Annotated in this window: 23 protein-coding genes; 15 read left to right on the plus strand and 8 right to left on the minus strand. The window is 61.3% G+C overall.

The features are described 5' to 3' along the window. Positions 1-238 precede the first annotated feature (238 nt). Both CFII68_RS08810 and CFII68_RS08805 read left to right on the plus strand, forming a co-directional pair. Entirely contained in the window at positions 239-1,480 is a 1,242-nt protein-coding gene (locus CFII68_RS08810; protein WP_162493989.1) for a glutamine synthetase family protein, read from the plus strand. 70 nt (positions 1,481-1,550) lie between these two features. Then, positions 1,551-2,918, plus strand: a complete 1,368-nt coding sequence (locus CFII68_RS08805; RefSeq protein WP_018610264.1) for an MFS transporter — start codon at positions 1,551-1,553, stop codon at positions 2,916-2,918. 61 nt (positions 2,919-2,979) lie between these two features. On the opposite strand, the gene CFII68_RS08800 is transcribed toward CFII68_RS08805, so the two are convergent. From CFII68_RS08800 to flgA, 4 genes are all read right to left on the minus strand, one after another. Next, positions 2,980-3,726, minus strand: coding sequence for a flagellar brake protein (locus CFII68_RS08800; protein ID WP_018610265.1), 747 nt, complete (start codon positions 3,724-3,726; stop codon positions 2,980-2,982). 92 nt (positions 3,727-3,818) lie between these two features. Then, positions 3,819-4,286, minus strand: coding sequence for a flagella synthesis protein FlgN (locus tag CFII68_RS08795; RefSeq protein WP_018610267.1), 468 nt, complete (start codon positions 4,284-4,286; stop codon positions 3,819-3,821). 47 nt (positions 4,287-4,333) lie between these two features. Then, on the minus strand, positions 4,334-4,651 hold the full coding sequence (gene flgM, locus CFII68_RS08790) for a flagellar biosynthesis anti-sigma factor FlgM (protein ID WP_018610269.1): 318 nt from the start codon (positions 4,649-4,651) through the stop codon (positions 4,334-4,336). A gap of 172 nt (positions 4,652-4,823) precedes the next feature. Then, positions 4,824-5,588 (minus strand): flagellar basal body P-ring formation chaperone FlgA, encoded by a 765-nt coding sequence (flgA, locus tag CFII68_RS08785; RefSeq protein WP_018610271.1) that lies wholly within the window; start codon positions 5,586-5,588, stop codon positions 4,824-4,826. 78 nt (positions 5,589-5,666) lie between these two features. On the opposite strand from flgA, the gene CFII68_RS08780 reads away from it, so the two are divergent. The 6 genes from CFII68_RS08780 (at position 5,667) to flgE (ending at position 10,758) form a co-directional block, all read left to right on the plus strand. Continuing rightward, a complete protein-coding gene (locus tag CFII68_RS08780; RefSeq protein ID WP_018610273.1) occupies positions 5,667-6,593 on the plus strand; it encodes a chemotaxis protein CheV in 927 nt (308 codons plus the stop codon). 58 nt (positions 6,594-6,651) lie between these two features. Then, complete coding sequence (gene cheR / locus CFII68_RS08775) at positions 6,652-7,479, plus strand: protein-glutamate O-methyltransferase CheR (RefSeq protein ID WP_018610275.1); 828 nt, start codon at positions 6,652-6,654, stop codon at positions 7,477-7,479. A 359-nt stretch (positions 7,480-7,838) separates the two neighbouring features. Continuing rightward, positions 7,839-8,246, plus strand: a complete 408-nt coding sequence (flgB, locus tag CFII68_RS08770) for a flagellar basal body rod protein FlgB (RefSeq protein ID WP_018610277.1) — start codon at positions 7,839-7,841, stop codon at positions 8,244-8,246. 3 nt (positions 8,247-8,249) lie between these two features. Then, entirely contained in the window at positions 8,250-8,693 is a 444-nt protein-coding gene (gene flgC / locus CFII68_RS08765) for a flagellar basal body rod protein FlgC (protein WP_014339780.1), read from the plus strand. A gap of 15 nt (positions 8,694-8,708) precedes the next feature. Next, the gene (flgD, locus tag CFII68_RS08760; protein WP_018610281.1) at positions 8,709-9,431 is read left to right on the plus strand and encodes a flagellar hook assembly protein FlgD; all 723 of its coding nucleotides are present in this window, start codon (positions 8,709-8,711) and stop codon (positions 9,429-9,431) included. 28 nt (positions 9,432-9,459) lie between these two features. Next, the gene (flgE, locus tag CFII68_RS08755) at positions 9,460-10,758 is read left to right on the plus strand and encodes a flagellar hook protein FlgE (protein ID WP_018610283.1); all 1,299 of its coding nucleotides are present in this window, start codon (positions 9,460-9,462) and stop codon (positions 10,756-10,758) included. 266 nt (positions 10,759-11,024) lie between these two features. Here the strand turns inward: flgE and CFII68_RS08750 are convergent, their stop codons facing one another. Beyond that, the gene (locus CFII68_RS08750; protein WP_018610285.1) at positions 11,025-13,916 is read right to left on the minus strand and encodes a ribonucleoside-diphosphate reductase subunit alpha; all 2,892 of its coding nucleotides are present in this window, start codon (positions 13,914-13,916) and stop codon (positions 11,025-11,027) included. Between the two features lie 894 nt (positions 13,917-14,810). Between CFII68_RS08750 and CFII68_RS08745 the strand changes: the two genes are divergently transcribed. Both CFII68_RS08745 and CFII68_RS08740 read left to right on the plus strand, forming a co-directional pair. Then, entirely contained in the window at positions 14,811-15,533 is a 723-nt protein-coding gene (locus tag CFII68_RS08745; protein WP_018610287.1) for a response regulator transcription factor, read from the plus strand. Continuing rightward, positions 15,530-17,140 (plus strand): ATP-binding protein, encoded by a 1,611-nt coding sequence (locus CFII68_RS08740; protein ID WP_018610289.1) that lies wholly within the window; start codon positions 15,530-15,532, stop codon positions 17,138-17,140. The genes CFII68_RS08745 and CFII68_RS08740 overlap by 4 nt, the downstream gene beginning before the upstream one ends. A gap of 132 nt (positions 17,141-17,272) precedes the next feature. On the opposite strand, the gene CFII68_RS08735 is transcribed toward CFII68_RS08740, so the two are convergent. Together CFII68_RS08735 and CFII68_RS08730 are read right to left on the minus strand one after the other, a co-directional pair. Then, entirely contained in the window at positions 17,273-17,998 is a 726-nt protein-coding gene (locus CFII68_RS08735; RefSeq protein ID WP_218187453.1) for a 4'-phosphopantetheinyl transferase, read from the minus strand. 201 nt (positions 17,999-18,199) lie between these two features. Further along, the gene (locus CFII68_RS08730) at positions 18,200-18,988 is read right to left on the minus strand and encodes a dienelactone hydrolase family protein (RefSeq protein WP_018610293.1); all 789 of its coding nucleotides are present in this window, start codon (positions 18,986-18,988) and stop codon (positions 18,200-18,202) included. A 144-nt stretch (positions 18,989-19,132) separates the two neighbouring features. Here CFII68_RS08730 and CFII68_RS08725 point away from each other — a divergent pair, with 144 nt between their 5' ends. From CFII68_RS08725 to CFII68_RS08715, 3 genes are all read left to right on the plus strand, one after another. Further along, on the plus strand, positions 19,133-19,732 hold the full coding sequence (locus CFII68_RS08725) for an outer membrane beta-barrel protein (protein ID WP_018610295.1): 600 nt from the start codon (positions 19,133-19,135) through the stop codon (positions 19,730-19,732). 105 nt (positions 19,733-19,837) lie between these two features. Continuing rightward, positions 19,838-20,515 carry a response regulator gene (locus CFII68_RS08720; RefSeq protein ID WP_014339772.1) on the plus strand — a complete coding sequence of 226 codons (678 nt, stop codon included), beginning with the start codon at positions 19,838-19,840 and terminating at the stop codon, positions 20,513-20,515. Next, on the plus strand, positions 20,512-21,858 hold the full coding sequence (locus CFII68_RS08715) for an ATP-binding protein (protein WP_018610300.1): 1,347 nt from the start codon (positions 20,512-20,514) through the stop codon (positions 21,856-21,858). Before CFII68_RS08720 ends, CFII68_RS08715 begins: the two co-directional genes overlap by 4 nt. 189 nt (positions 21,859-22,047) lie before the next feature. Here CFII68_RS08715 and CFII68_RS08710 read toward each other — a convergent pair whose 3' ends face one another. Beyond that, complete coding sequence (locus CFII68_RS08710; protein ID WP_018610302.1) at positions 22,048-23,046, minus strand: AraC family transcriptional regulator; 999 nt, start codon at positions 23,044-23,046, stop codon at positions 22,048-22,050. 333 nt (positions 23,047-23,379) lie between these two features. Here CFII68_RS08710 and CFII68_RS08705 point away from each other — a divergent pair, with 333 nt between their 5' ends. Together CFII68_RS08705 and CFII68_RS08695 are read left to right on the plus strand one after the other, a co-directional pair. Then, on the plus strand, positions 23,380-24,732 hold the full coding sequence (locus CFII68_RS08705; protein WP_018610304.1) for a dicarboxylate/amino acid:cation symporter: 1,353 nt from the start codon (positions 23,380-23,382) through the stop codon (positions 24,730-24,732). A 314-nt stretch (positions 24,733-25,046) separates the two neighbouring features. Continuing rightward, complete coding sequence (locus tag CFII68_RS08695) at positions 25,047-26,228, plus strand: CaiB/BaiF CoA-transferase family protein (protein ID WP_018610308.1); 1,182 nt, start codon at positions 25,047-25,049, stop codon at positions 26,226-26,228. Positions 26,229-26,249: the final 21 nt, after the last annotated feature.

Below are 26,249 nucleotides of genomic sequence, written 5' to 3' on the forward strand. Positions count from 1 at the left end.
CGCTTTCGCGAGCAAGCCCGCTCCCACATTTCCCGCACTCGGTGTTTATTGCCTCCGGGTGCTTGATATTCCGAACAGCTGAAGCCTATTTTGTACGGGTTGCCGTTCGCGGCTCGCACATAACAAGGATTGCGTCATGACGACCGATGGCCAGCGTTCACTCGCGCAGCGACTGACGGGCATTGATGAGATTGAATGTGTCACGCCGGATTTGAATGGCGTGCCGCGGGGCAAGGTAATGACCGCTGAGGGTTTCCTCGAAGGCCGGCGGCTGCAGTTGGCGCGGGGCGTGCTGCTGCAATGCATCATGGGCGGTTATCCGCCGTCGCGTTTCTACGGCAGCGACGACGGCGACCTGGCGTTGGTGGCCGATCCGAAACAGATCCACCGCCTGCCCTGGAGCCAACAGCCCCGTGCCCTGGCGATCTGCGACGCCGACGAGCTGAGCGGTGAAAGCTCCCGGCTCTCGACGCGCGGCCAGCTCAAGGCCGTTGTCGCTCGCTATGCCGCCCTTGGCCTGGCGCCGGTGGTGGCGACCGAACTGGAATTCTTCGTGTTCGCCCCCAACCCGGACCCGACCCAGCCGTTCCAGCCGCCGATGGGCCTGGATGGGCGTCGTGAAGACGGCCATTCGGCGTTCAGCGTCAGCTCCAACAACGGCCTGCGCCCGTTCTTCAGTGAAGTCTATGCCTGCATGGCGGCGCTGGGCCTGCCTCGCGACACCTTCATGCATGAAATGGGCGTGAGCCAGTTCGAGATCAATCTGCTGCACGGCGATCCGCTGTTGCTGGCCGACCAGACGTTCCTGTTCAAGCACCTGCTCAAGGAAGTGGCCCTCAAGCACGGCCTGACCGTGGTCTGCATGTCCAAGCCCCTGGCCCACACGCCGGGCAGCTCGATGCATATCCACCAGAGCGTCGTCGAGGCGGACAGCGGTCGCAACGTCTTCAGCGACGAGGCAGGCGAACCGACGGCCGCTTTCCGGCACTTCATCGGTGGGCAACAGGCATGCCTGGCGGATTTCACCGCGTTGTTCGCGCCGAATGTGAATTCCTACCAGCGCCTGTGCCACCCGTTCGCCTCACCGAACAATGCCTGTTGGTCCCATGACAACCGTTCGGCCGGGTTGCGGATTCCCGCCAGTTCGCCAGTGGCCCGGCGGGTCGAGAACCGCTTGCCGGGGGCCGATGCCAACCCCTATCTGGCGATTGCTGCCAGCCTGGCCGCCGGGCTGTATGGGATCGAACATCACCTGGAGCCGAGCGCGGCGATCCAGGGCGAATTCGAAGTGCCGGATAATCTGTCGCTGCCATGTACCTTGCATGCTGCCCTGGAGCGTCTGAAGCGTAGTCATCTGGCGAAGGAACTGTTCGGTACGGAGTTCATCGAAGGCTACATCGCCTCCAAGACCCTGGAACTGACCAGCTTCTTCGATGAAATCACGCCTTGGGAGCGGCGTGTCCTCGCGGCCCAGGCATAACGAACCGTCGCATTCGGGCTATCTTCAACAGGTAGCCCTTACTCACCTCAAGGAGCCGCTCGGAACGCCGATGCGCCAAATCTGGAAACCTTTTCGAGCGCTTTATTTCGCCTCGCTGATGATGTTGATCGGCTCGGGCCTCTTGAGTACTTACCTGGCCTTGCGCCTGGCCGCCGACCATGTGGACAGCCTCTGGGTCGGTGCGCTGATGGCTGCCAACTATTTCGGCCTGGTGCTGGGTGGCAAGATCGGCCACCGGCTGATCGCCCGCGTCGGCCACATCCGCGCCTATTCGGCCTGCGCCGGGATTGTCGGGGCGGCCGTGCTGGGCCATGGCCTGGTGGACTGGCTGCCGGCCTGGATTGTGCTGCGGATGATTGTCGGCCTCGGGATGATGTGCCAGTACATGGTCATCGAGAGCTGGCTCAACGAGCAGGCCGACGCCAAGCAGCGTGGCGTGGTGTTCAGCGGCTATATGATCGCCTCGTACCTGGGGCTGGTGCTGGGCCAGTTGATCCTGGTCATGCACCCGGCCCTGGGGCCTGAGCTGTTGATGCTGGTGGCGCTGTGCTTCGCCTTGTGCCTGGTGCCGGTGACACTGACCCGGCGAATTCACCCGGCGGCGCTGCATCCGGCGCCCATGGAGCCGCGTTTCTTCATCAAGCGTGTGCCGCAGTCATTGAGTACGGTGCTGGGTTCCGGGTTGATCGTCGGCTCGTTCTATGGCCTGGCGCCCCTGTATGCCTCTCAGCAGGGCCTGTCGACCGAGCAGGTCGGTCTGTTCATGGGTAGCTGCATCTTCGCCGGATTGCTGGTGCAGTGGCCGCTGGGGTGGCTGTCCGACCGTTATGACCGGGCGCTGTTGATCCGCTGCTTTGCGCTGGTCCTGACGATCTGTGCGCTGCCATTGGCAATTCTTCCGACGGTGCCGCTGGAGGTGCTGTTCGTCGCGGGATTCTTCTGTTCGCTGGTGCAGTTCTGCCTCTATCCGCTGGCGGTGGCATTTTCCAACGACCACGTCGAAGCTGATCGAAGGGTGTCCCTGACCGCGATGCTGCTGGTGACCTATGGTGTTGGCGCCAGTATCGGGCCGCTGGTGGCTGGTGTGCTGATGAAGATGTTCGGCAGCCAGATGCTCTACGCCTTCTTCGCTTTCTTCGCCTTGGTGCTGGTGTGGCGGATCCGGCCGAAAGCGGTGACCAACCTGCATCAGGTCGATGACGCACCGCTGCATCACGTGGCAATGCCGGACAGCATGTCGAGTTCGCCTTTGGTGGCGTGCCTTGATCCACGGGTGGATGAGCAGGTGGTGCAGGAGCAGATGCAGTCGCCAGCCAATCCGGACGTGGAGCCTGAACCGACCACTGAGGCTGCGGCCGAGGCTGAAACTGAAACCGAGGCGCCTGAGACACCGAGTTTTACCCAGGCCAGGCCTTGAAGCAGGCATAAAAAAACGGGCAGTCACCGCAAGGGACTGCCCGTTTTTTATGCCTCGAAAATCAGAGGTCGTCTTTATCGAAGCGCCGGGCTTCTCGCTGGAGCTGGTAGACGAACCGCTCGACCTGCCGTTGCACCAGGCCGCTGATGTTGTGGAAGCGTACACCGGCGAACGTGGTGTTGATCCTTTCTTCGAAATGCAGGTAGCGCAGCTCGACTGGCGCGGTCATGTTGCCAAAAGGCAGGGCCGCGATGAAGCGCTCGTACACCTGGCCCAATTGCAGACGCTCCGTGATGTCGCCCTCGAAGCGCAACTTGCAACCGGTGGCGGAAATGTCCAGCAGCTTGCCATCCACCGGGGACTTCATCTTGTCGCCGCCCAGTTCAACGCTCACCAGTTGTGCCAGTTTCAGGGCGGCGCGGAAGGCGTTGCGACGTTGGTGGTAGACCACTTCGTCGGGCAGGGCGCCGCGATAGCAGCGACCGTCGCTGGATTCATCGATGGTCAGTGGGCCCTTGCCATCCCATGCGATACGCACGCCGTCATGGAAACCCTCGACACGAAACGGCTCGCCGGCCAGCAGGAAACGCTCGCCGTCCCGGGGGATCATTTCATCCAGGGCAATGGAGTTGGTCTCGCGATCGACGTTGACCAGATAACTCTGGAAGCGCTGGGTGCGTTCGTGGAAGGTAATGATCAGCGGGTCGTGGCTTTCTTGCAGCATCCGCAGGTTGCCGGAGATTTCCAGGGGCGTGGTGAGGACCTTGGGCGGCTGCGGAGCATCATCCGCGTTTGAGGCATTGAACACGGTGAGTCAATCTCCAGGCAAAATACGACTACGAAAGGCGGGCATTTTGCCAGCATGTATCGCGCGTTGATAGAGCGAAGGCATTGTTCGTTTCATGCCTGGCTGAGCGGGCGGTGCTTGACCATTCGGGCCGTTGAACCGCTAGCGTCATACAGCGTCGGGATCTCGCCACCGTTGAGAATGCGCAACTGGTTGGCGGTGGCGGCCTGCTGCATCAGGATCGACTGGCCGTTGCGGGCGTTGGTCGCCTGGCATTGGGCGAGCAGGTCGTTGAGCACGTTGCTCTGGGACAGCAACTGATCGCCGAGGGTCGACTGGCTGGCCAACTGCTCAAGGCCGTCATGATTGGCGGGCAGGTTGAGGCTGGCGAGGATCTCGCTGCGTTTGCGGCCATGCTGGTCAAGCAAGATGATCAATGCCTGTTTCTGCGCCAGGATATTCTCCAGCAGAGGCATGTCGCGACCGTGCAGTGCCACGGATTCGGCCTGCAACAATTCCAGCAATTGTTGTGCTGGAACAAAGTCGTCGATGATCAGTTGCAATAAATGAGTGTCGTGCATGGCTGGCCTTGGGTCTTAGCGTCCAAAAGCCTGGCGCAGGCGGTGGCCTAGCGCTGGGCTTCGAAGTTGAGCAGTTTGCTGGCTACGCGGTTGCTGTCGACTTTGTAGCTGCCATCGGCGATTGCTGCTTTCAACTCGGCCACGCGGGCGTTGTCGACGACAGGTTGATCGCGCAGCTTGTCAGTGACCTTCTGCAACTGCTGAGCCTCAGTGCTGAGGTGTACCGACTCCCCGTTGCTGACTTGTTCGGCGGGTGTAGGCAGCGGCGCGGATTTGCCGGCTTCGGCGGTTTCCTTGGTGGCGCTGGTACGCGTAGTGCCTGTCAGCGGTGAAGAGCTGTTTAAACGATTGAAATCGATGACCATGGTAAAAAACCTCTGGGTATTTGGACGCTTGCCATGTTTTCGGCCATCCCCCAAAAAACTTTAGGCTCATTTATACAATGAGCGTGCGCACGTCTGCGCTTGCCTTTGCGTAAGGCACAGTCTAGGGAACACCGGGATCAAGCGCCAGCTTTCTACCTCCTCTACCCAATCACTACATCGCCACTTCCACTTGGCCAGGGGCCATCACTTGCGCCTTGATCACGCGCTGGGAGTTGAGGTTTTTTACCCGTATCTGTTCACGCATGCCGCCGTTGGACAGGGCCTCGCCGGGCATCCGCACGGCCAGGGAGCCGCTGCGGGCGGTGATGACCACCTGGTCGCCCTTGCGGACCACCTCGGCCTGCTCCAGGTGCACCAGTGTCACGACCTGATCGGCGACCATTGGTCGGACAAGTTTCTGCCCGATGGCCTGGTCGACGGAGGTCAGGAAGCCTTGGGTGATCTGGCTGATGTCCCGTTCGCGCAAGATCACGTCCTGGGGCTCGACGATCCCGGCCCGTTTAAGCGGACGAGTGGTGGTGACAATGTCTCGAAACAGGCGCACTTGAGCGGGCACGAACACCGTCCAGGGCGCGGCGCTGTCGCAACGAACCTTCACCGTGACGCGGCCCAGGGGCCGGGCCGGGCTCTCCAGCGAAGCAGTCAATTCCTTGTCACACATGGGCATGCGCAGGCGTGGGTCGAGCTGGTTGACTTCGATTTCGTAACGACCTTCGGTTTGACTGGTAGCCAGATAGTCTTCTACGGTGAATTCAAGAAAGCCCTGAGTGACGCCGATAAGTAGATCAGGCAAGGTAACCGGAACTGCAGCAAGGGCAGGACCGCCCGAAGCGAACAAGCAGACAGCCAGCAGTGCACCGAGCCAGTGGCGGCAGTGAGTGGTCAGGCGTCGAGAAAATGTCGTTTGTGCGTTCATGCCGGTTCAATAGCAAGCCCCGTGCCGTTTAGTGATGAATGCGCGTCGGACACATTAGCGTTATGTAGGAGTCAGGGCATGGCGGGAGTAATGGATTCGGTAAACCAGCGCACTCAGCTGGTCGGTCAGAATCGCCTCGAGCTGTTGTTGTTCCGTCTCGACGGCCAACAAATGTATGGGATCAACGTATTCAAGGTTCGCGAGGTGCTGCAATGCCCCAAGCTGACCCTGATGCCCAAGTCCAATCCCGTCGTGTGCGGCGTGGCGAATATCCGCGGGGCGACCATCCCGATTCTCGACCTGGCGATGGCGACGGGTTCCGGTCGGCTGCTGGACCAGAGCAATCCGTTTGTGATCATCACCGAGTACAACACCAAGACCCAGGGTTTTCTGGTGCGCTCGGTGGAGCGGATCGTCAACATGAACTGGGAGGAGATCCATCCGCCACCCAAGGGCACCGGCCGCGATCACTACCTGACGGCGGTGACCCGGGTCGATAACCAACTGGTGGAAATCATCGACGTGGAGAAGATCCTTGCCGAAGTGGCGCCCACCACGGAGACCATTTCCCTGGGCGTGGTCGATGCCGAAACCCAGCACAAGGCGATTTCACTGCGCGTACTGACCGTTGATGATTCTTCGGTGGCACGTAAGCAAGTCACCCGTTGTCTACAAACGATCGGCGTCGAGGTGGTGGCCTTGAACGATGGACGGCAGGCGCTGGATTACCTGCGCAAACTGGTCGACGAGGGCAAGAAGCCGGAAGAAGAGTTTCTGATGATGATCTCCGACATCGAGATGCCGGAGATGGACGGGTACACCCTGACCTCGGAAATCCGCAGCGACCCGCGCATGCAAAAGCTGCACATCATCTTGCATACTTCGTTGTCCGGGGTTTTCAACCAGGCGATGGTCAAGAAGGTCGGTGCCGACGATTTCCTGGCGAAATTCCGCCCCGATGACCTGGCTTCCCGGGTCGTCGATCGGATCAAGGCAGCAGAATAAAGTAAAGGTCGGGCGCGTGGTGCGCCCGGCAAGTCAACACGATGAAAGAGGCGGTATCTTGTCTACGGGTAATTTGGATTTCGAACAGTTCCGGGTCTTCCTGGAAAAAGCCTGTGGCATCTTGCTTGGTGAAAACAAGCAGTACCTGGTGTCGAGCCGTCTCAATAAATTGATGGAGCAACAGGGCCTCAAGTCATTGGGCGAGTTGGTGCAGCGTATCCAGACCCAACCGCGCAGCGGCTTGCGCGAGATGGTGGTGGACGCCATGACCACCAACGAAACCCTGTGGTTTCGTGACACCTATCCGTTCGAGGTGCTGAAGAACAGAGTGCTGCCGGCAGCCATCAAGGCCAGCCCGGGCCAGCGCCTGCGAATCTGGTCGGCGGCCTGTTCATCGGGGCAGGAACCCTATTCGCTGTCGATGTCCATCGATGAGTTCGAACGCTCCAACCTCGGCCAGTTGAAAGGCGGCGTGCAGATCGTCGCCACCGACCTGTCCGGAACCATGCTCAACAACTGCAAGACCGGCGAGTACGATAGCCTGGCCATCGGCCGGGGCCTGTCGCCGGATCGCCTGCAACGGTTCTTTGATCCGAAAGGGCCGGGTAAATGGGTGGTCAAGGCGCCGATCAAGAGCCGGGTGGAGTTCCGCTCGTTCAACCTGCTGGACAGCTACGCCAGCCTGGGCAAGTTCGACATCGTGTTCTGCCGCAACGTGCTGATCTACTTCTCTGCCGAAGTGAAGAAAGACATCCTGCTGCGCATCCATAGCACGCTCAAGCCGGGCGGTTACCTGTTCCTCGGCGCCTCCGAGGCGTTGAACGGTTTGCCGGATCATTACCAGATGGTCCAATGCAGCCCGGGGATCATCTACCAGGCAAAGTGATTGGCTTGAGCTGTCAAAAAAACGGGAGTCCCAAGGGGCTCCCGTTTTTTTTGCCTGCCAGTTTCCCCCAATCCACCACAGTCTCCTGTGGGAGCGGGCTTGCTCGCGAAAGCGGTGTGTCAGTCAAGATAACTGTCACAGTCACACCGCTTTCGCGAGCAAGCCCGCTCCCACATTTGGAATATCACTGCCCTTGAAAAGCGGCAGAAAAGCGGCAGCCGGCGGAAACCCGTTGCCGCTTTTCTGGCATTGCCGCGTTGCCGGTGCCCGCAAAGCCCCGGTTTATGGGGTTTCTGAAAATGGCACGACGCTTGCTTTAGCCGTCGTACGTACATTCTGGTCACCCAAAGGTTTCCGCCATGAGCATCAGCTTCGATAAAGCGCTCGGTATCCACGAACAGGCCCTGAGCTTCCGCGCCCAGCGTGCCGAAGTCCTGGCCAATAACATCGCCAACGCCGACACCCCGAACTACAAGGCGCGGGACCTGGACTTCTCCAAGGTGCTCGCCGAGCAGAGCGAGAAGACCAAGAACGGCCACTTCGCCCTGAACATGACCAACACCCGTCATATCGAAGCCGAAGGCCTGGGCAATGGCGACGAATCGCTGATGTATCGCACGCCGATGCAGCCGTCGATCGACCAGAACACCGTGGACGCTCAACTGGAACAGTCCAACTACACGGAAAACTCCGTGAACTTCCAGGCCAGCTTCACCCTGCTCAACAGCAAGTTCAAAGGGCTGGTATCGGCCCTGCGCGGAGAGTAAGCCATGTCGATTGCTAGCGTATTCAACATTGCCGGCAGTGCCATGAGTGCCCAGACCACTCGCCTGAACACCGTCGCCAGTAACATCGCCAACGCCGAGACCGTTTCGTCGAGCATCGACCAGACCTACCGCGCTCGCCACCCGGTATTTGCCACCATGTTCCAGGGCGGCCAGTCCGGCGGCAGCGATTCGCTGTTCCAGGAGCAGGACGCGGCCGGGCAGGGCGTACAAGTGCTTGGCGTGGTCGAAGACCAGAGCAACCTCGATGCCCGTTATGAGCCAAACCATCCGGCTGCCGACGCCAAGGGTTACGTCTACTACCCGAACGTCAACGTCGTCGAAGAAATGGCCGACATGATTTCCGCCAGCCGTTCGTTCCAGACCAACGTCGAAATGATGAACACCGCCAAAACCATGATGCAGAAGGTCCTGACCCTCGGTCAGTGATAAGGGGCGAGTCACATGAGCGTTACCAATACGACAAGTGGTTTGAGCCTCAACGAGATTCTGGCCAACTCCTCGGTCAAGACCAACACCACGACTGATTCCCTGGGCACGGTGACTGGTTCGGCGACCGGCAAGAAGGAATTGGGCAAGGATGCGTTCCTGCAGTTGCTCGTGACCCAGCTGAAAAACCAGAACCCGCTGGAGCCACAGGATAACGGCGAGTTCGTTGCCCAGTTGGCGCAGTTCAGCAGCCTGGAAGGCATCACCACCCTTAACGACACCGTGAGCGGTATCGCCGGCAACTACAACTCGTCCCAGGCCTTGCAGGCCTCGTCGCTGGTGGGCCGCTCGGTCATTGCCCCGGGTGACAAGGCGGTGGTCGATACCTCCAAGAGCCTCAACGGCACGGTGGTGGTACCGACATCGGTGTCTTCTGTCGCCGTCAAGATCGTGGACAAGGACGGCAAGACCGTTCGCACCATCGACTTGGGCAGCCAGAACGCCGGCAATTCCGCGTTCATCTGGGATGGCAAGAACGATGCGGGCACGGTCGTTGAATCGGGCACTTACACCTTCGCGGCCTCGACCACCATCGACGGCAAGGCCACGTCACTGATTACCAACCTGCCGGCCACGGTCAGCAGCGTGACGATCAGCCAGACGGGCGGTGAACTGATGCTCAACCTGGCCGGACTGGGCAGCATTGCCCTGTCCAAAGTACAAACTATTGGTATGTAGAGCCGACTAACCGGCAAAAGGAGTCAACATGTCTTTCAACATCGGCCTTAGCGGTCTCTATGCAGCCAACAAACAGCTGGACGTGACCGGCAACAACATCGCCAACGTGGCGACCACCGGTTTCAAATCGTCCCGCGCGGAATTCGAAGACGTCTACTCGGCCACCAAGCTGGGTTCGGGCAGCAAGACCGTCGGCAACGGCGTGCGCCTGGCCAACGTTTCCCAGCAGTTCGGCCAGGGTGACGTGAACAACACCGGCAACGTGCTGGACATGGGCATCCAGGGCCAGGGCTTCTTTGTCCTGAGCAACGACGGCTCCCTGAGCTACACCCGTGCCGGTACCTTCAAGACCGACAAGGAAGGCTTCATCACCAACAGCGACGGCACTTCGCGCCTGCAAGGCTATGGCGTGGATGCCAACGGCAAGATCCAGAACGGTATCCTGACCGACCTGCGCATCGATACCTCGAACCTGCCGCCGAATGCCACCAGCCTGGTTTCCTCGACGATCAACCTGAACTCGACGGCAACGCCGATCACCGCGGCGTTCAATCCGGCCGACACCGCCACGTTCACCAAGCAATTCACCACCCCGGTCTATGACACCCAAGGCAACCAGCATTCCATGGACCAGTACATGGTCAAGACTGCCGGCAACACCTGGAACGTCTATACCTTGATCGATGGTCGTAACCTCAACGGCACCGCGCCGACCACGACCGGTGTGACCGCGCCTGTTCCTTCGACCATGAACTTCGATTCGAGCGGCAGGTTGACCACGGTCACCACTCCGCCAGCGACGGTCAATAGCGATCTGGTATTGACCGGTTGGGTTCCTGGCACCGTGACCAACGGGACATGGACCGCCAACGGCGCCGCCAGTGCACCAACCATCACGATCTCCATGGGCAATACCACCCAGTTCAACGCCGACACCGCGCGTTCGATCCCGGCTCAGAACGGTTACGCCACTGGCCAGATCACCAACCTGACCATCGACGGCAGCGGTGTATTGCTGGCCAACTTCAGCAACAACCAGACCAAGCCGATCGGTCAGCTCGCCCTCGCCAGTTTCACCAACGAGCAGGGTTTGCAGCCGGTAGGCGGCACCAGCTGGAAAGAAACCTTCGCCTCGGGCATCCCGGGCTACGATGCTCCGGAAACCGGGACCCTGGGTTCGATCGTCTCCAACTCCCTGGAAGAGTCCAACGTCAACCTGACCAACGAACTGGTCGAGCTGATCAAGGCGCAAAGCAACTACCAGGCGAACGCCAAGACCATCTCCACACAGAGCACCATCATGCAGACCATCATTCAGATGGCTTGATGTCGATGGTTGTTTGAAGGCTGCACAAGGAGCCCCTCGCAAGAGGGGCTTTTTCATGGGCGGTGATTTTTGTGGTGCCTGGCCTGACCCCATCGCGAGCAAGCTCGCTCCCACATTGGAATGCTTACCCCTGTGGGAGCGAGCTTGCTCGCGATGGGGCCAGTCCAGGCACCGACTTTTCTCCAGGCAAAAGAAAACCCCCGATAAACCAGCAGTCTATCGGGGGCTTCTTTCAGCAGGCGCCTTTACGCGCCCATCCGCTCAGCTTATTGGCAAGCTTCGCAATCCGGCTCGTCGATCGCGCAGGCCTTTGGCACTGGCGCTGGGCCTGCTGGAGCAGCCAGGACCGAATCGTCACCGTGGTTGCCGCCGCTGGAAACAGCGTTCAGCTTGCCGGTGTTGATGGTCGACTTCTCGGTGCTGGTCGCGGCCAGGGCACGGAGGTAGTAAGTGGTTTTCAGACCACGGTACCAGGCCATGCGGTAGGTCACGTCCAGCTTCTTGCCCGAAGCACCGGCGATGTACAGGTTCAGCGACTGAGCCTGGTCGATCCACTTCTGGCGACGGCTGGCGGCGTCGACGATCCACTTGGTGTCCACTTCGAACGCAGTGGCGTAGAGCTCTTTGAGCTCTTGCGGGATGCGTTCGATCTGCTGCACCGAACCGTCGTAGTACTTCAGGTCGTTGATCATGACCGAGTCCCACAGGCCACGGGCCTTGAGGTCGCGAACCAGGTACGGGTTGATCACGGTGAACTCGCCCGACAGGTTCGATTTCACATACAGGTTCTGGTAGGTCGGTTCGATCGACTGCGACACGCCAGTGATGTTGGCGATGGTGGCGGTCGGTGCGATGGCCATGATGTTGGAGTTACGAATGCCTTTCTGTACACGGGCACGAACCGGTGCCCAGTCCAGGGATTCATTCAGGTCAACGTCGATGTACTTCTGGCCGCGCTGGGCGATCAGGATCTGTTGCGAGTCCAGCGGCAGGATGCCCTGGGACCACAGCGAACCCTGGAACGTCTCGTAGGCGCCACGCTCGTCGGCCAGGTCGCAGGAAGCCTGGATCGCGTAGTAGCTGACCGCTTCCATGGACTTGTCGGCGAACTCGACCGCGGCATCGGAACCGTACGGGATGTGCTGCAGGTACAAGGCGTCCTGGAAGCCCATGATGCCCAAGCCGACCGGACGGTGCTTGAAGTTGGAGTTCTTCGCCTGTGGCACCGAGTAGTAGTTGATGTCGATCACGTTGTCGAGCATGCGCACGGCGGTGTTCACGGTGCGTTGCAGCTTGGCGGTGTCCAGCTTGCCGTCGACGATGTGGTTCGGCAGGTTGATCGAGCCCAGGTTGCAGACCGCGATCTCGTCCTTGTTGGTGTTCAGGGTGATCTCGGTGCACAGGTTCGAGCTGTGGACCACGCCCACGTGCTGCTGCGGGCTGCGCAGGTTGCACGGGTCCTTGAAGGTCAGCCATGGGTGGCCGGTTTCGAACAGCATCGACAGCATCTTGCGCCACAGGTCTTTGGCCTGGACGACTTTGAACAGCTTGATCTTGTTGTACTCGGTCAGGGCTTCGTAGTACTCGTAGCGCTCTTCGAAAGCCTTGCCGGTCAGGTCGTGCAGGTCTGGCACTTCGGATGGCGAGAACAGGGTCCACTTGCCGTCATCGAAGACGCGCTTCATGAACAGGTCAGGGATCCAGTTGGCGGTGTTCATGTCGTGGGTACGACGACGGTCATCACCGGTGTTCTTGCGCAGCTCGATGAACTCTTCGATGTCCATGTGCCAGGTTTCCAGGTAGGCACAGACCGCGCCCTTGCGCTTGCCGCCCTGGTTGACCGCGACTGCGGTGTCGTTGACCACTTTGAGGAACGGCACGACGCCCTGGGATTTGCCGTTGGTGCCCTTGATGTACGAGCCCAATGCGCGAACCGGAGTCCAGTCGTTGCCCAGGCCACCGGCGAATTTCGACAGCATGGCGTTGTCGTGGATCGCGCCGTAGATGCCCGACAGGTCATCTGGAACGGTGGTCAGGTAGCAGCTCGACAGCTGTGGACGCAGGGTACCGGCGTTGAACAGGGTCGGGGTCGAGGCCATGTAGTCGAAGGACGACAACAGGTTGTAGAACTCGATCGCACGGTCTTCGCGCTGCTTCTCTTCGATCGCCAGGCCCATGGCCACGCGCATGAAGAAGATCTGCGGCAGTTCGAAACGCACGCCATCCTTGTGGATGAAGTAACGGTCGTACAGGGTTTGCAGGCCCAGGTAGGTGAACTGCTGGTCGCGCTCGTGGTTGATCGCCTTGCCGAGTTTTTCCAGGTCGAATTCGGCCAGGACCGGGTTCAGCAATTCGAACTCGATACCCTTGGCGACGTAGGCCGGCAAGGCCTTGGCGTACAGGTCGACCATTTCGTGGTGGGTCGCGCTCTCGGCGACTTCCAGGAAGCTCAGGCCTTCGGCACGCAGGGTGTCCATCAGCAGGCGGGCGGTCACGAAGGAGTAGTTCGGCTCGCGTTCCACCAGGGTCCGCGCGGTCATCACCAGCGCGGTGTTGACGTCCTTGAGGGCGACGCCGTCATAGAGGTTCTTCAGGGTTTCGCGCTGGATCAGGTCGCCATCGACTTCTTCCAGGCCTTCGCAGGCCTCGGTGACGATGGTGTTCAGGCGGCCCATGTCCAGCGGCGCCAGGCTGCCGTCGGCGCGGGCGATGCGGATCGATGGGTGGGCCTGGACCGGTGCGTCGGCCGGGGTGCGGATAGCACGTTCCTTGGCGCGGGAGTCACGGTAGATCACGTAGTCGCGGGCTACTTTCTGCTCGCCGGCACGCATCAGGGCCAGTTCGACCTGGTCCTGGATTTCTTCGATATGGATGGTGCCGCCCGAGGGCATGCGACGCTTGAAGGTCGCGGTGACCTGTTCGGTCAGGCGGGCCACGGTGTCGTGGATTCGCGACGAAGCGGCAGCGGTGCCACCTTCAACTGCGAGAAACGCTTTGGTGATGGCGACGGTGATCTTGTCATCGGTGTAAGGAACGACAGTGCCGTTACGCTTGATCACACGCAGTTGGCCCGGCGCGGTGGCGGACAGATCCGGGTTCGAATCGGCGGCCAGCGGCGCGGTGCCCTGCGGGTTCTCGCGAGTTGTGTCGGTGTGCATGGGTGTCTCCACGTTCTCTATGTTTGTTTGGGCACCATCACGGTGCCCACCGTTCCGTCCTGAAGCACTACAACCGACTGGCGCCGGGCATAACAACCTCGGGACAGTAGGAAGCAGGCGTTTAATGCCGCTTCCATCCGAAGTTCTCAGGTTGCGAGCGAGGCTCGAAACCGGGTTGACGGGGTGGCAGCAATTGACTGCAACACCCGTACCGTTTCGGTCGTTTTCGACCTTGAAACAGTTGCCATCCGCAGGGGCGGTCTGGGCTTGGGGGAATTCGGTGTTTCAGCTGGACAGAAGCAAGAAAAGCGCTTGAATTCTCTGCCCGACTTGTGTTTGGTTTTTGGCCTGAAACCCTACATGTAGGGTTTTTTGCGCGGCGGGCTACAAGATAATGCGTTTTTGGGGGGTATGCAACGTACTACCTGTGGATAAGCCTGTGCGTAATTTGTGTGCGAAACGTGGAACTGCTCTGTAGGCCGCGACCTAGCTGGAGTGGACCTTTTTTCGTCGATTTCGACGATCCGAAAACAGCCCGGTGGTTTTTGCGGGCGCGGACATTACCACATAAAACCCAGCCGATCGAAACGCATTTGTCCGCTTGTTTTCCGCGCAGGCGACGTTTATACAATCGGCCCATGCGTGGGTGTGTTTATCCTCCTTTAACATGACAAAAAGACGGGGGCTGTATTCGAAGCGGACACTTGTGGCGAGGGGATTTATCCCCGCTGGGTCGCGAAGCGGCCCCCTGCGTTCTGTCTGACACGCACGGTTGCCAATGTGGGGCTGCTGCGCAGCCCAGCGGGGATAAATCCCCTCGCCACAGGGTTTTGTGTTCGCCACAGGGGTTTGTGCTGATCCTTCCTTTTATATTCGCAGCAAGACGAGGCCCCAGTGGAACAAGAAGCCTGGCAGGTATTGATCGTCGAGGATGACCAGCGTCTGGCCGAGCTGACCCGGGAATACCTCGAAAGCAACGGATTGCGTGTCGCCATCGAAGGCGACGGCGCGGTGGCGGCGGCGCGGATCATTGCCGAGCAGCCGGACCTGGTGGTCCTCGACCTGATGCTGCCCGGCGAAGACGGCCTGAGCATCTGTCGCAAGGTGCGCGAGCACTATGACGGGCCGATCCTGATGCTCACCGCCCGCACCGACGACACCGATCAGATCCAGGGCCTGGACCTGGGCGCCGATGATTACGTCTGCAAGCCGGTTCGCCCGCGTTTGCTCCTGGCGCGCATCCAGGCCCTGCTGCGGCGCAGCGAACCGGAGCCGAACGTCGCGCAGAAGCCGCGACGCCTGCAATTCGGCCCGCTGGTGGTCGACGACGCCCTGCGCGAAGCCTGGTTGCAGGGCAACGGTATCGAGCTGACCAGCGCCGAATTCGACCTGCTGTGGCTGCTGGTGTCCAATGCCGGGCGCATTCTGTCCCGGGAAGAAATCTTTACCGCCCTGCGCGGCATTGGTTATGACGGCCAGGACCGTTCCATCGATGTGCGCATTTCGCGTATCCGCCCCAAGATCGGTGACGACCCGGACCATCCACGGTTGATCAAGACCATTCGCAGCAAAGGCTACCTGTTCGTTCCTGAAGCCTGCGTAGACCTCGCACCGTGAATTCGATCTTCCTGCGTATTTATGGCGGCATGTGCGCGGCACTGGTGCTGGTGGCGGTCCTCGGTGTGCTGGCCCTGCACCTGCTCAACCAGACCCGCAGCGAGCAATACCGCGAGCGCCTGGCCCACGGTACGTTTTCGTTGATGGCCGACAACCTGCGGCCGATGAACGACACCGAGCGCCGCCGGGCGCTGGCGGTGTGGGAGCGCCTGCTGGGCATTCCCCTGGCGTTGCAGACCTTCACCCAGGCCGGCCTCGACCTTGGCCAGCGCACCCGCGTACTGCGCGGCCAGGCCTTGGTCGAGCAGACCGGGCCGCACGCGGCGAAAGTCTATCGGCTGGTCAGCGATGGCGAACAACTGATGTTGGTGGGGGAAGTCCAGCAGATCAGCGAACAACTGGCCCGCGCGACCATCTACCTGTTGGCCGACGAGCTGGTGCGTTACCCGGTAGCCGAGCAACCCCAGCGACTCGCCCAATTGGCGCAGGAAAAAGGTTTTGGTTTCGACCTGCGGCTCATGACCGCCGAGCAGGCCGACATGGACGAAGACCAGCGCCGTCGTGTGTCCGAGGGCGATACGGTGATGGCGCTGGGCAAGGGCGGCGACTCCATCCGGGTCTTCGCCGGGATGGTCGGCACGCCGTGGGTGCTGGAGATCGGTCCGCTGTACCAGATGAACCCTTATCCGCCGCAATGGCTGGTGTTGATCGCGGCGCTGGGGTTGAGCCTGATCGGCTTGATCGTCTACCTGTTGGTTCGCCAATTGGAGCGGCGCTTGCGTGGCCTGGAGTCGGCCGCTACCCAGATCGCCCAGGGCAGCCTGGAAACCCGGGTGCCGGCCCGAGGCGCCGACTCGGTCGGGCGACTGGCCGCGGCGTTCAACGGCATGGCCGAGCACCTGCAGCAACTGTTGGCGATCCAGCGTGAGCTGGTGCGGGCGGTGTCCCACGAATTGCGCACCCCGGTGGCGCGCCTGCGCTTCGGCCTGGAAATGCTCGGCAGCGCCACCACGCCCCAGGCCCGGGACAAATACCTGGCGGGCATGGACCACGACATTGAAGACCTGGATCGGCTGGTGGACGAAATGCTCACCTACGCACGGCTGGAGCAGGGGTCGCCGGCCCTGAATTTCCAGCGGGTGGACCTGGATGCGCTGGTCAATCAAGTGATCGATGAGCTGGGGCCGTTGCGGGCCGGGATCACGGTCGAGCGCGGTCTATGCCTGTCGGCCGCCGATTGCGACGGCGCCTGGGTCGAGGCCGAGCCACGCTTTCTGCATCGCGCCCTGCAGAACCTGGTGGGCAACGCCATGCGCCACGCCAGTTCCCGAGTCACCGTCAGCTACCAGGTGGGCCAGTTGCGCTGTCGGGTGGACGTGGAAGACGACGGGCCTGGTGTGCCGGAAGCGGCATGGGAGCGGATCTTCAAGCCCTTCCTGCGCCTGGACGACAGCCGCGCCCGGGCTTCGGGCGGCCATGGGTTGGGGCTGTCGATCGTGCGACGGATCATCCACTGGCACGACGGTCGGGCACTGATCGGCAAGAGCAAGAGTCTGGGTGGGGCGTGCTTCAGCTTGAGTTGGCCGCGGCATCAGGACAGGTCTTGATAGGTGGGGTGCCTGATCGACCGCCATCGCGGGCAAGCCTTGCTCCCACAGATCAGTGCTCCCTGATTTAAGTGTGGTTTGCTGTGGGAGCAAGGCTTGCCCGCGATGAGGCCCTGAAAAGCAGCACAGCTCTCAGGCCTTGATCCCCACCAGGCTCAATAGCTGCCCATCCTTCACCCCAAACTGCGCCTGCAGTTCACTGCCATGGCACCACTCGGCCGACAGGTCCGTCAGCAAACGCAGGCGCACCTGTCCATCGAGTGTCCAGTCCAGCACCTCGGCATGCTCGAAATAAAAGCGCTGCCTGACGATCGGATACAGCGCCTTGAACAGGCTTTCCTTCACGGAAAAGGTCAGGGTCACCAGCAAGGCCCGGTCATCGTGCGTGAGACGGGTCATGCGCTGCAACTCTGGCGAGGTGAGGATTTCACCGGCCAGGCGCTCGGCGCGCTCGGGGTCGAGCAGGTTTTCCACGTCCATGCCCAGCCCTTGCCAGTGATCTTTTTTCGCGACGATGGCCGCTGCCCGACCGGTGCTGTGGGTGATCGAACCGCTGACATGCGCCGGCCACACCGGGGCGCGGTCTTCGCCGATGGCCGGCACGCAGGCCTGGCCGTCGAGCCGCTGCAAGGCCGCCCGGGCGCAGATCCGCCCGGCCAGGAATTCTGCCTGGCGCTTGGCGACCGAGCGCTGGATGCTCGCCGGGGGCTCGATGGCACTGCTTGAGAAGTCGGCGTTCACCAGCAACAACGGGTCGAAGCGGGTGCTCAGCAGCACCGTATCGGGCAGGGCATCGGGCAAGAGCCAATGTTCATCCAAAGGCGAGCAGCAGGCGGGCAGGGTAGGGAGTGTGTTCATGCCGGGCATTTTGCCGGGTTGGCCTGAGGCTGGGTAGTGGGGGGCGTGTGTAGGGAGCAGAAGCCGGCTTTTGTGGCGAGGGAGCTTGCTGTGGGAGCAAGGCTTGCCCGCGACGAAGGCGATGTGGTCCTCCAGAAATCGAGTCGCCTGGGTCGCGAGCAAGCTTTGCTCCCACAATTCCCTCGCCACAAGGGGGATGTATCAGAAGATTTTCTTGAAGAACTTCTGCATATCCGCCCACGACTTTTCATCGGCTTCCTTGTTGTAGCCAATGTCCGGCCCGCCATGTTCGCCGTGGCTCAAGCGGTCGGCCTCGGGGTTGCTGAAGCCGTGCTTGGCACCTTCGAGGCTGACGAATTTATAGTCGGCGCCGGCCTTGTCCATCTCGCTCTTGAACGCGGTGACGTTGTCCTGGGTGACCATGCTGTCCAGGGAGCCATGCTCGACCAGCACCTTGGCCTTGACGCTGCCTGGCGTGGCCGGGGTGTTGGTCACCAGCGCACCGTGGAAACTCACCACGCCGGCCAGCGGCACACCCTGGCGCGCCGCATCGAGCACCACCTTGCCGCCGAAGCAGTAGCCGATGGCAGCGAGTTTGTCCGGATCGGTCTGAGGCTGTTTCTTCAGCAGGTCGAGACCGGCCTGGAAGCGGGCACTGGCCGCCTTGCCGTCCTTGAGCGCCGCCTGCATGAAGGCCATGGCGTCCTTGGGGTGTTCGGTGTTCTTGCCGTCGCCGTACATGTCGATGGCCAGGGCGCTATAGCCCAGGCCGGCGAGGTCACGGGCACGGCGCTTGGCGTAGTCGTTCAGCCCCCACCATTCATGCACCACCACCACGCCTGGGCGCGGGCCTTTGACGGCGTCGTCATACGCGTAATAGCCGATCAGTTGGGTGCCGTCGGCACTGGTGTAGGGGAGTTCCTGGGTCTGGATGGCGGCGTGGCTCACGCCGCTCATGGCCAGAAGTACAACAGCAAGCAGCCTGCGCATGACGGATCTCCTTATAAAAGTGGTCCGCACAGATTAGCCGATTCATTCAGCGCAGGTTCAGAGAACGTTCAAGGGGTGTTCAGGGACCGCTGGTTAAGGTGACCACGACTTCACAAAACATCCACGCTGCAAAGGAGCTTGACCATGACTGCTATGAAAAAACTGCTGTTGGCTTTCACCGTGCTGGGCGCCAGCGCCATGGCCCACGCCGATGACAATTTCGCCAGCCTGACCCTCGGCCAGACCAGCGACAAGGTGAAGAAATCCGACGCCTTGGACAGCGCCCTGAACCACCCGAACGCCGACGGCATCATCGGCAAGGACACCACGTATGGCCTGCGACTGGGCAAGCAAAACGACCAGGGCCGCTACTACGCCACCTACGACAATGTTTCGGGCAGCCACAACGGCATCAAGCTGCGCCAGGAAAACCTGCTGGGCAGCTACGATGTGTTCTATCCGGTCACCAGCAGCACCAAACTGTTCGGTGGCGGTACGGCGGGCCTGACCAAGCTGACCCAGGATTCTCCTGGCTTCAGCCGCGACAGCGACATCGGCTACGCCGTGGGCTTGCAAGGGGGTGTGCTGCAACAAATTTCGCAAAACACCTCGGTTGAACTGGGTTACCGTTACCTGCGCAGCAACGCCAGCACCGAGATGAGCCCGCACGGTGGCGACAAGGTCGGCTCGCTGGACCTGACCAGCAGCGCCCAGACTTACCTGTCCGCCAACTACACGTTCTAAACGGTCGATGGTGAGCGTATCCAGCCGGATCGGTCGAAGACGATCCGGCGCCTTTCGTTGAGGTGCGCGGCACTGGATTGTTTGATTTGCCTGGGGAGAGGCTCCATGAAATTACTGGTCGTCGAAGACGAAGCGCTGTTGCGTCACCACCTGCAAACCCGTCTCACCGACAGCGGCCATGTGGTGCAGGCCGTGGCCAATGCCGAAGAGGCCTTGTACCAGGTCCGGGAATTCAACCATGACCTGGCGGTGATCGACCTGGGCCTGCCGGGCATCAGCGGGCTGGAACTGATCCGCCGGCTGCGCTCACAGGACAAGACGTTTCCGATCCTGATCCTCACCGCCCGCGGCAACTGGCAGGACAAGGTCGAAGGTTTGGCCGCCGGTGCCGATGACTACGTGGTCAAGCCGTTCCAGTTCGAAGAGCTGGAGGCCCGGTTGAACGCCTTGTTGCGTCGTTCCAGCGGCTTTACCCAGTCGACCATCGTCGCCGGCCCGTTGCTGCTCGACCTCAATCGCAAGCAGGCGTCCCTCGATGAGGAACCGCTGGCGTTGACCGCCTACGAATACCGCATCCTCGAATACCTCATGCGCCATCACCAGCAAGTGGTGGCCAAGGACCGCTTGATGGAGCAGCTTTACCCCGATGACGACGAGCGTGATCCCAATGTCATCGAAGTGCTGGTCGGGCGCCTGCGCCGTAAGCTGGAAGCCCCGGCCGGCTTCAAACCCATCGACACCGTGCGTGGCCTGGGCTACCTGTTCAACGAGCGCTGCCAGTGATTCGTTCGCTTCGCCTGCGGCTGATGCTGGCTGCCATGACCCTGGCGGTGCTGTTCATGCTGGCCTTGTTGCCGGCCATGCAAGGCGCGTTCAGCCTGGCGTTGCAGGAATCCATCGAGCAACGCCTGGCTTCGGACGTGACCACGCTGATTTCCGCCGCCCGAGTGGAAAACAACCGCTTGAAGATGCCGGCGCAATTGCCCGATGAGCGTTTCAACCTCGCCGATGCCCGCCTGCTGGGCTACATCTATGATCGCGAGGGGCGATTGGTCTGGCGGTCGAAGGCCACCCAGGAAGAAAACATCAACTACACGCCGCGCTATGACGGCCAGGGCAACCAGTTCGCGCGCATTCGCGAAAACGACGGCCAGGAGTTTTTTGTCTATGACGTCGAGATCAAGTTGCTCGGCGGTCAGAGCGCGGCGTTCAGCATCGTCACCCTGCAACCGGTGCGCGACTACGAAGTGACCCTGCAGGGGCTGCGGGACAATCTCTACCTGGGCTTTGGCGCGGCCCTTTTGGTGTTGCTGGCGCTGTTGTGGATCGGCCTGACCTGGGGGCTTCGGGCGCTGCGGCGCCTGAGCCAGGAGCTCGACGAAATCGAAAGTGGCGCCCGGGAAAGCCTGAGCACCGAGCATCCCCGGGAACTGCTGCGCCTGACCGGTTCCCTCAACCGTTTGCTGTACAGCGAGCGCGAGCAGCGCAGCCGTTATCGCGACTCCCTCGATGACCTGGCCCACAGCTTGAAGACCCCGCTGGCGGTGTTGCAGGGCGTCAGCGAGGACATGGCCCGGCGCCCCGAGGACCGTGGACAGGCCTGGGTGCTGCAATCCCAGATCGAGCGCATGAGCCAGCAGATCGGTTACCAGTTGCAGCGCGCCAGTCTGCGCAAAAGCGGGCTGGTACGCCATCAGGTGCCCTTGCGCCCGGTGCTGCAAAGCCTGTGCGACACCTTGGACAAGGTCTATCGCGACAAACGGGTCAATGTCAGTTTCGATTTGCCGGAGCACTGCCAGGTGCCGATCGAACAGGGTGCCTTGCTGGAGATGCTCGGCAACCTGCTGGAGAACGCCTATCGGTTGTGCCTGGGCGAGTTGCGCATCAGTGTGCACCAGACCCTCGGCGGCACGGAGTTGAGTGTCGAGGACGACGGGCCGGGCGTGCCACCGGATCAACGTGCGCGGATTCTCCAGCGGGGCGAGCGACTGGATCGCCAGCATCCGGGGCAGGGCATCGGCCTGGCGGTGGTGAAAGACATCATCGATAGCTACGGCGCCAAGTTGACCCTGGGGGACTCAGAGTTGGGCGGGGCGGCGTTCCGGATTCATTTTCCGGTGGTTTGACTGGAATATTTTTCGGTATGTGTTTGCGGGCCTTTGTGGCGAGGGGATTTATCCCCGCTGGGCCGCGAAGCGGCCCCCTGCATCCTGTCTGACACACCACCTCCACCCCTTTGGGGCTACTGCGTAGCCCAGCGGGGATAAATCCCCTCGCCACAGGGATAGCACACCTCAGAAGTTGGATGTCACCACTCAGCTCTCCAACTCCCTGTAAGCCCCCGGCGTCAGCCCCGTCCACTTCTTGAACGCCCGATGAAACGCCGACGGCTCTGAGAACCCCAACTGCTCGGCAATCTGCTGCAACGACAAGTCCGCACGCCCCAAGTGGTAGATGGCGATATCCCGCCGCAGCTGATCCTTGAGTTCCTGGAAGCTGGTGCCTTCCTCCCGCAAGTGCCGGCGCAAGGTCTGTGGGCTGATGTGCAAATGGTCGGCGACGGTGTCCAGGTCGGGCCAGCGCGCGGTGTCGCGGCTGAGCAAGCGGCGCAGTTGGCTGCTCAGGCTGTGGCCATCGTCCGGGCGCGACAGCAGGTCGGCGGGGGAGCGTTCGAGGAAATGCTTGAGGGTGCGTTCATCCTGCAGCAGCGGCATGTCCAGGTAGCGGCTGTGGAACAACAGGCTGCTGCTGCGCGCTTCGAACATCAGCGGACAGGGAAACAGTAGGTCGTATTCGGCACCGTGGGCGGGTTTGGCGTAGCCGAAGGTCGCCTGTTCGAGGCCGATACGCTGGCCGATCAGCCAACTGGCGAGGCGATGCCAGACCACCAGCAGGCTTTCAGTCAGGAAGTGGTCCGGGTCCCGCAGCGTCGAATCGTCCAGCACCAGGCGCACTCGCTCGCCTTCGGCTTCCAGGGTCAGGCGCGGGGCGTCGGCGAACAAACTGTAGAACAGCAAGCCGCGTTGAAGGGCCTTGCCCAGGGTCCGACAGTGGATCAACGCGTGACACATCATGGCAAACGTCCCGGGTTTACTCGCCGCCCTGCCGAATCCCAGGTATTCGTCCCCCAATGCCAGCCACAGCGCCTGCAACAGGCGGGCGAACTGCTCGGGCGCAATCCGCGCGCGTGGCTCATCCAACAGCTCAGGGCTGATGCCCAACTGTTGCAGCAGAGGAAAATAGTCGAAGCCTTGCCGACGCGCGCCGCCCAGGGCTGCGCGGGCGAAGTGGCTGGCGATCGTGCGTTGACGCATGGCTGGAGTCCGTCCGTTTAGCGGGCGATGGTAGCAGGGCACTGCAGCCCGACAAGGCGGATATCCGCCAAATCCCGGAGTGATAAACGCCCCGTGGGCGGAAATCCGCCATATTCCACGTCGGTGTTTAACCCGTGAATAATTCCAGGACCCTTCTGCAACAGTGCTTGTAGGGTTTTTCTGAAAAATGGCACGAGCCTTGCGATACAGCACACAGGTCTGCCGCGTGCAGCCGACAAAAAACAAATCCCTCCAGTGCAGGAGGGTTCGCAATTGAGGTGCCGTGGACGACAGGTGGATGTCGTCAAACGGGACTCTTGAGGAAGGTTTGCCATGACGACTCGTCAGCCACTGTACAAATCCCTGTATTTCCAGGTGATCGTAGCCATTGCCATCGGTATTTTGCTCGGCCACTTCTACCCGCAGACCGGTGTTGCCCTCAAGCCATTCGGCGACGGGTTCATCAAACTGATCAAAATGGTCATCGCCCCCATCATCTTCTGTACCGTCGTCAGCGGCATCGGCGGCATGCAGAACATGAAGTCGGTCGGCAAGACTGGCGGCTACGCGCTGCTGTACTTTGAAATCGTTTCCACCATCGCCCTGCTGATCGGCCTGGTCGTGGTCAACGTCGTGCAGCCGGGCGTCGGCATGCACATCGACGTGGCAACCCTGGACACCAGCAAGATCGCCGGTTTCATCAATGCCGGTAAAGACCAGAGCATCATCGCCTTCGTCCTCAACGTGATCCCGAACACCATTGTCGGTGCGTTCGCCAACGGCGACATCCTGCAGGTGCTGATGTTCTCGGTGCTCTTCGGTTTCGCCTTGCATCGCCTGGGCGCCTACGGCAAGCCGGTACTGGACTTCATCGATCGCTTCGCCCACGTCATGTTCATCATCATCAACATGATCATGAAACTGGCGCCTATCGGTGCGTTCGGTGCCATGGCCTTCACCATCGGCGCCTACGGTGTCGGTTCGCTGGTGCAGTTGGGCCAGTTGATGATCTGCTTCTACATCACCTGCGTGGTGTTCGTGCTGGTGGTCCTGGGCGCCATCTGCCGTGCCCACGGCTTCAGCGTCGTCAAGCTGATCCGCTACATCCGTGAAGAACTGCTGATCGTGCTGGGTACTTCCTCGTCGGAATCGGCCCTGCCTCGCATGCTGATCAAGATGGAACGCCTGGGTGCCAAGAAGTCGGTCGTAGGCCTGGTGATCCCGACTGGCTACTCGTTCAACCTCGACGGTACTTCGATCTACCTGACCATGGCCGCGGTGTTCATCGCCCAGGCCACCGACACCCCGATGGACCTGACTCACCAGATCACCCTGCTGCTGGTGCTGCTGCTGTCGTCCAAAGGTGCTGCTGGCGTGACCGGTAGTGGTTTCATCGTACTGGCGGCCACCCTGTCGGCCGTGGGCACCTTGCCGGTGGCCGGCCTGGCACTGATCCTGGGTATCGACCGCTTCATGTCCGAAGCCCGCGCCCTGACCAACCTGGTGGGCAACGCCGTCGCCACGATCGTGGTTGCCAAGTGGGTCAAGGAACTGGACGAAGACCAGTTGCAGACCGAGCTGGCTTCCGGTGGTCGTGGTATCTCCGATGTCCGTGAAGATGACGAGCAGATTGCGGCGGCGCAGATTGCAGCGGCTGAATCCTCTGCTCCAGGCGCTGTGAAGTAATCTTCAGTCTGTAATGAAAAACCCGCTTCGGCGGGTTTTTTTTGCACTCAATTTCAAGACGGACATGCTTTTTGTGGCGAGGGGATGTATCCCACACTTTGTGGGAGCAAGGCTTGCCCGCGATGCAGGCGATGCGGTCTTTCAGAAGTCGAGGCGCCTGTTTCGCGAGCAAGCTTTGCTCCCACAGCCCAGCCTCGCCACAAAGGATCTGCGCCAGCCTTGAGCGCAATCGTCATTCGAAGTGACACCTGCGGTAATTGCCCCATCACCAACCCCTGCCTAGTCTTCAACCATCACCCTCTTGGAGATCGCTCATGCAAGGCCCACTGGCATCGCTCAAGGTTCTGGACTTCTCGACCCTGCTGCCCGGCCCGTTCGCCTCGCTGTTGCTGGCGGACATGGGGGCCGAGGTGTTGCGCATCGAGTCGCCGACCCGCCAGGACCTGCTGCGGGTACTGCCGCCCCATGACCAGGGGGTATCGGCCAGCCACGCCTACCTCAACCGCAACAAACGCAGCCTGGCCCTGGACCTCAAGCAGCCGGAAGCGTTGGCGGTGGTCACGCAGCTGCTGGCGGACCACGACATCCTGTTGGAACAGTTCCGCCCCGGTGTGATGGAGCGGCTGGGCCTGGGGTACGAGGCCTTGAAGGCGATCAATCCGCGGCTGATCTATGTGTCGATCACCGGCTACGGCCAGACCGGGCCCTACAAGGACCGCGCCGGTCACGACATCAATTACCTGGCCCTGGCGGGGCTGGCCAGCCACACCGGCCGTGCCGACAGCGGTCCGTTGCCGCTGGGGATCCAGGCGGCGGACATCGCCGGTGGTTCGTTGCACGGCGTGATCGGGCTGTTGGCGGCGGTCATCGCCCGTCAGCAAACCGGGCAGGGTCAGCACCTGGACGTGAGCATGACTGACTGTGTGTTCAGCCTCAACGCCATGGCCGGTGCCGGTTACCTGGCCTGCGGTGTCGAGCCGGGTTGGGAAAAGCAGATGCTCAACGGCGGCAGCTTCTATGACTATTACCGCACCCGCGATGGTCGCTGGATGTCGGTGGGCAGCCTGGAACCGGTGTTCATGCAGGCGTTGTGCGGGGCCTTGGGGCGTCCGGAGCTGGCGGCCCAGGGGTTGTCCCCCAAGCCTGAACAACAACACGCTCTTAAGCAGGCACTGCAGGCCGAGTTCGAGAAACATGACTTTGACGAGCTGTGCAGGGTGTTTGCCGGGATCGATGCGTGCGTCGAGCCGGTGCTGAGCCTGGAGGAGGCTTTGCGGCATCCGCAGTTGCAGGCTCGAGAGCTGGTGACACAGGTGCCCCGGGGCGATGGTTCGAGCCAGGCGCAGATAGCTTGCCCGTTGAGATTTTCCGAAGGGTTGCCCGAGCCACGGCATATTGGCGCGGGGGTGGGGGCGCATACGGATCAGGTGTTGGGGGCGTTGGGGTTTAGTGCGCAGCGGATCGCTCAATTGCGGGATGCCAAGGTGATTTTGTAGTGCCCTTTGGGGCCTCTTCGC

This window comes from Pseudomonas sp. CFII68 (genome assembly GCF_000416195.1).
Lineage (GTDB): Bacteria > Pseudomonadota > Gammaproteobacteria > Pseudomonadales > Pseudomonadaceae > Aquipseudomonas > Aquipseudomonas kilonensis.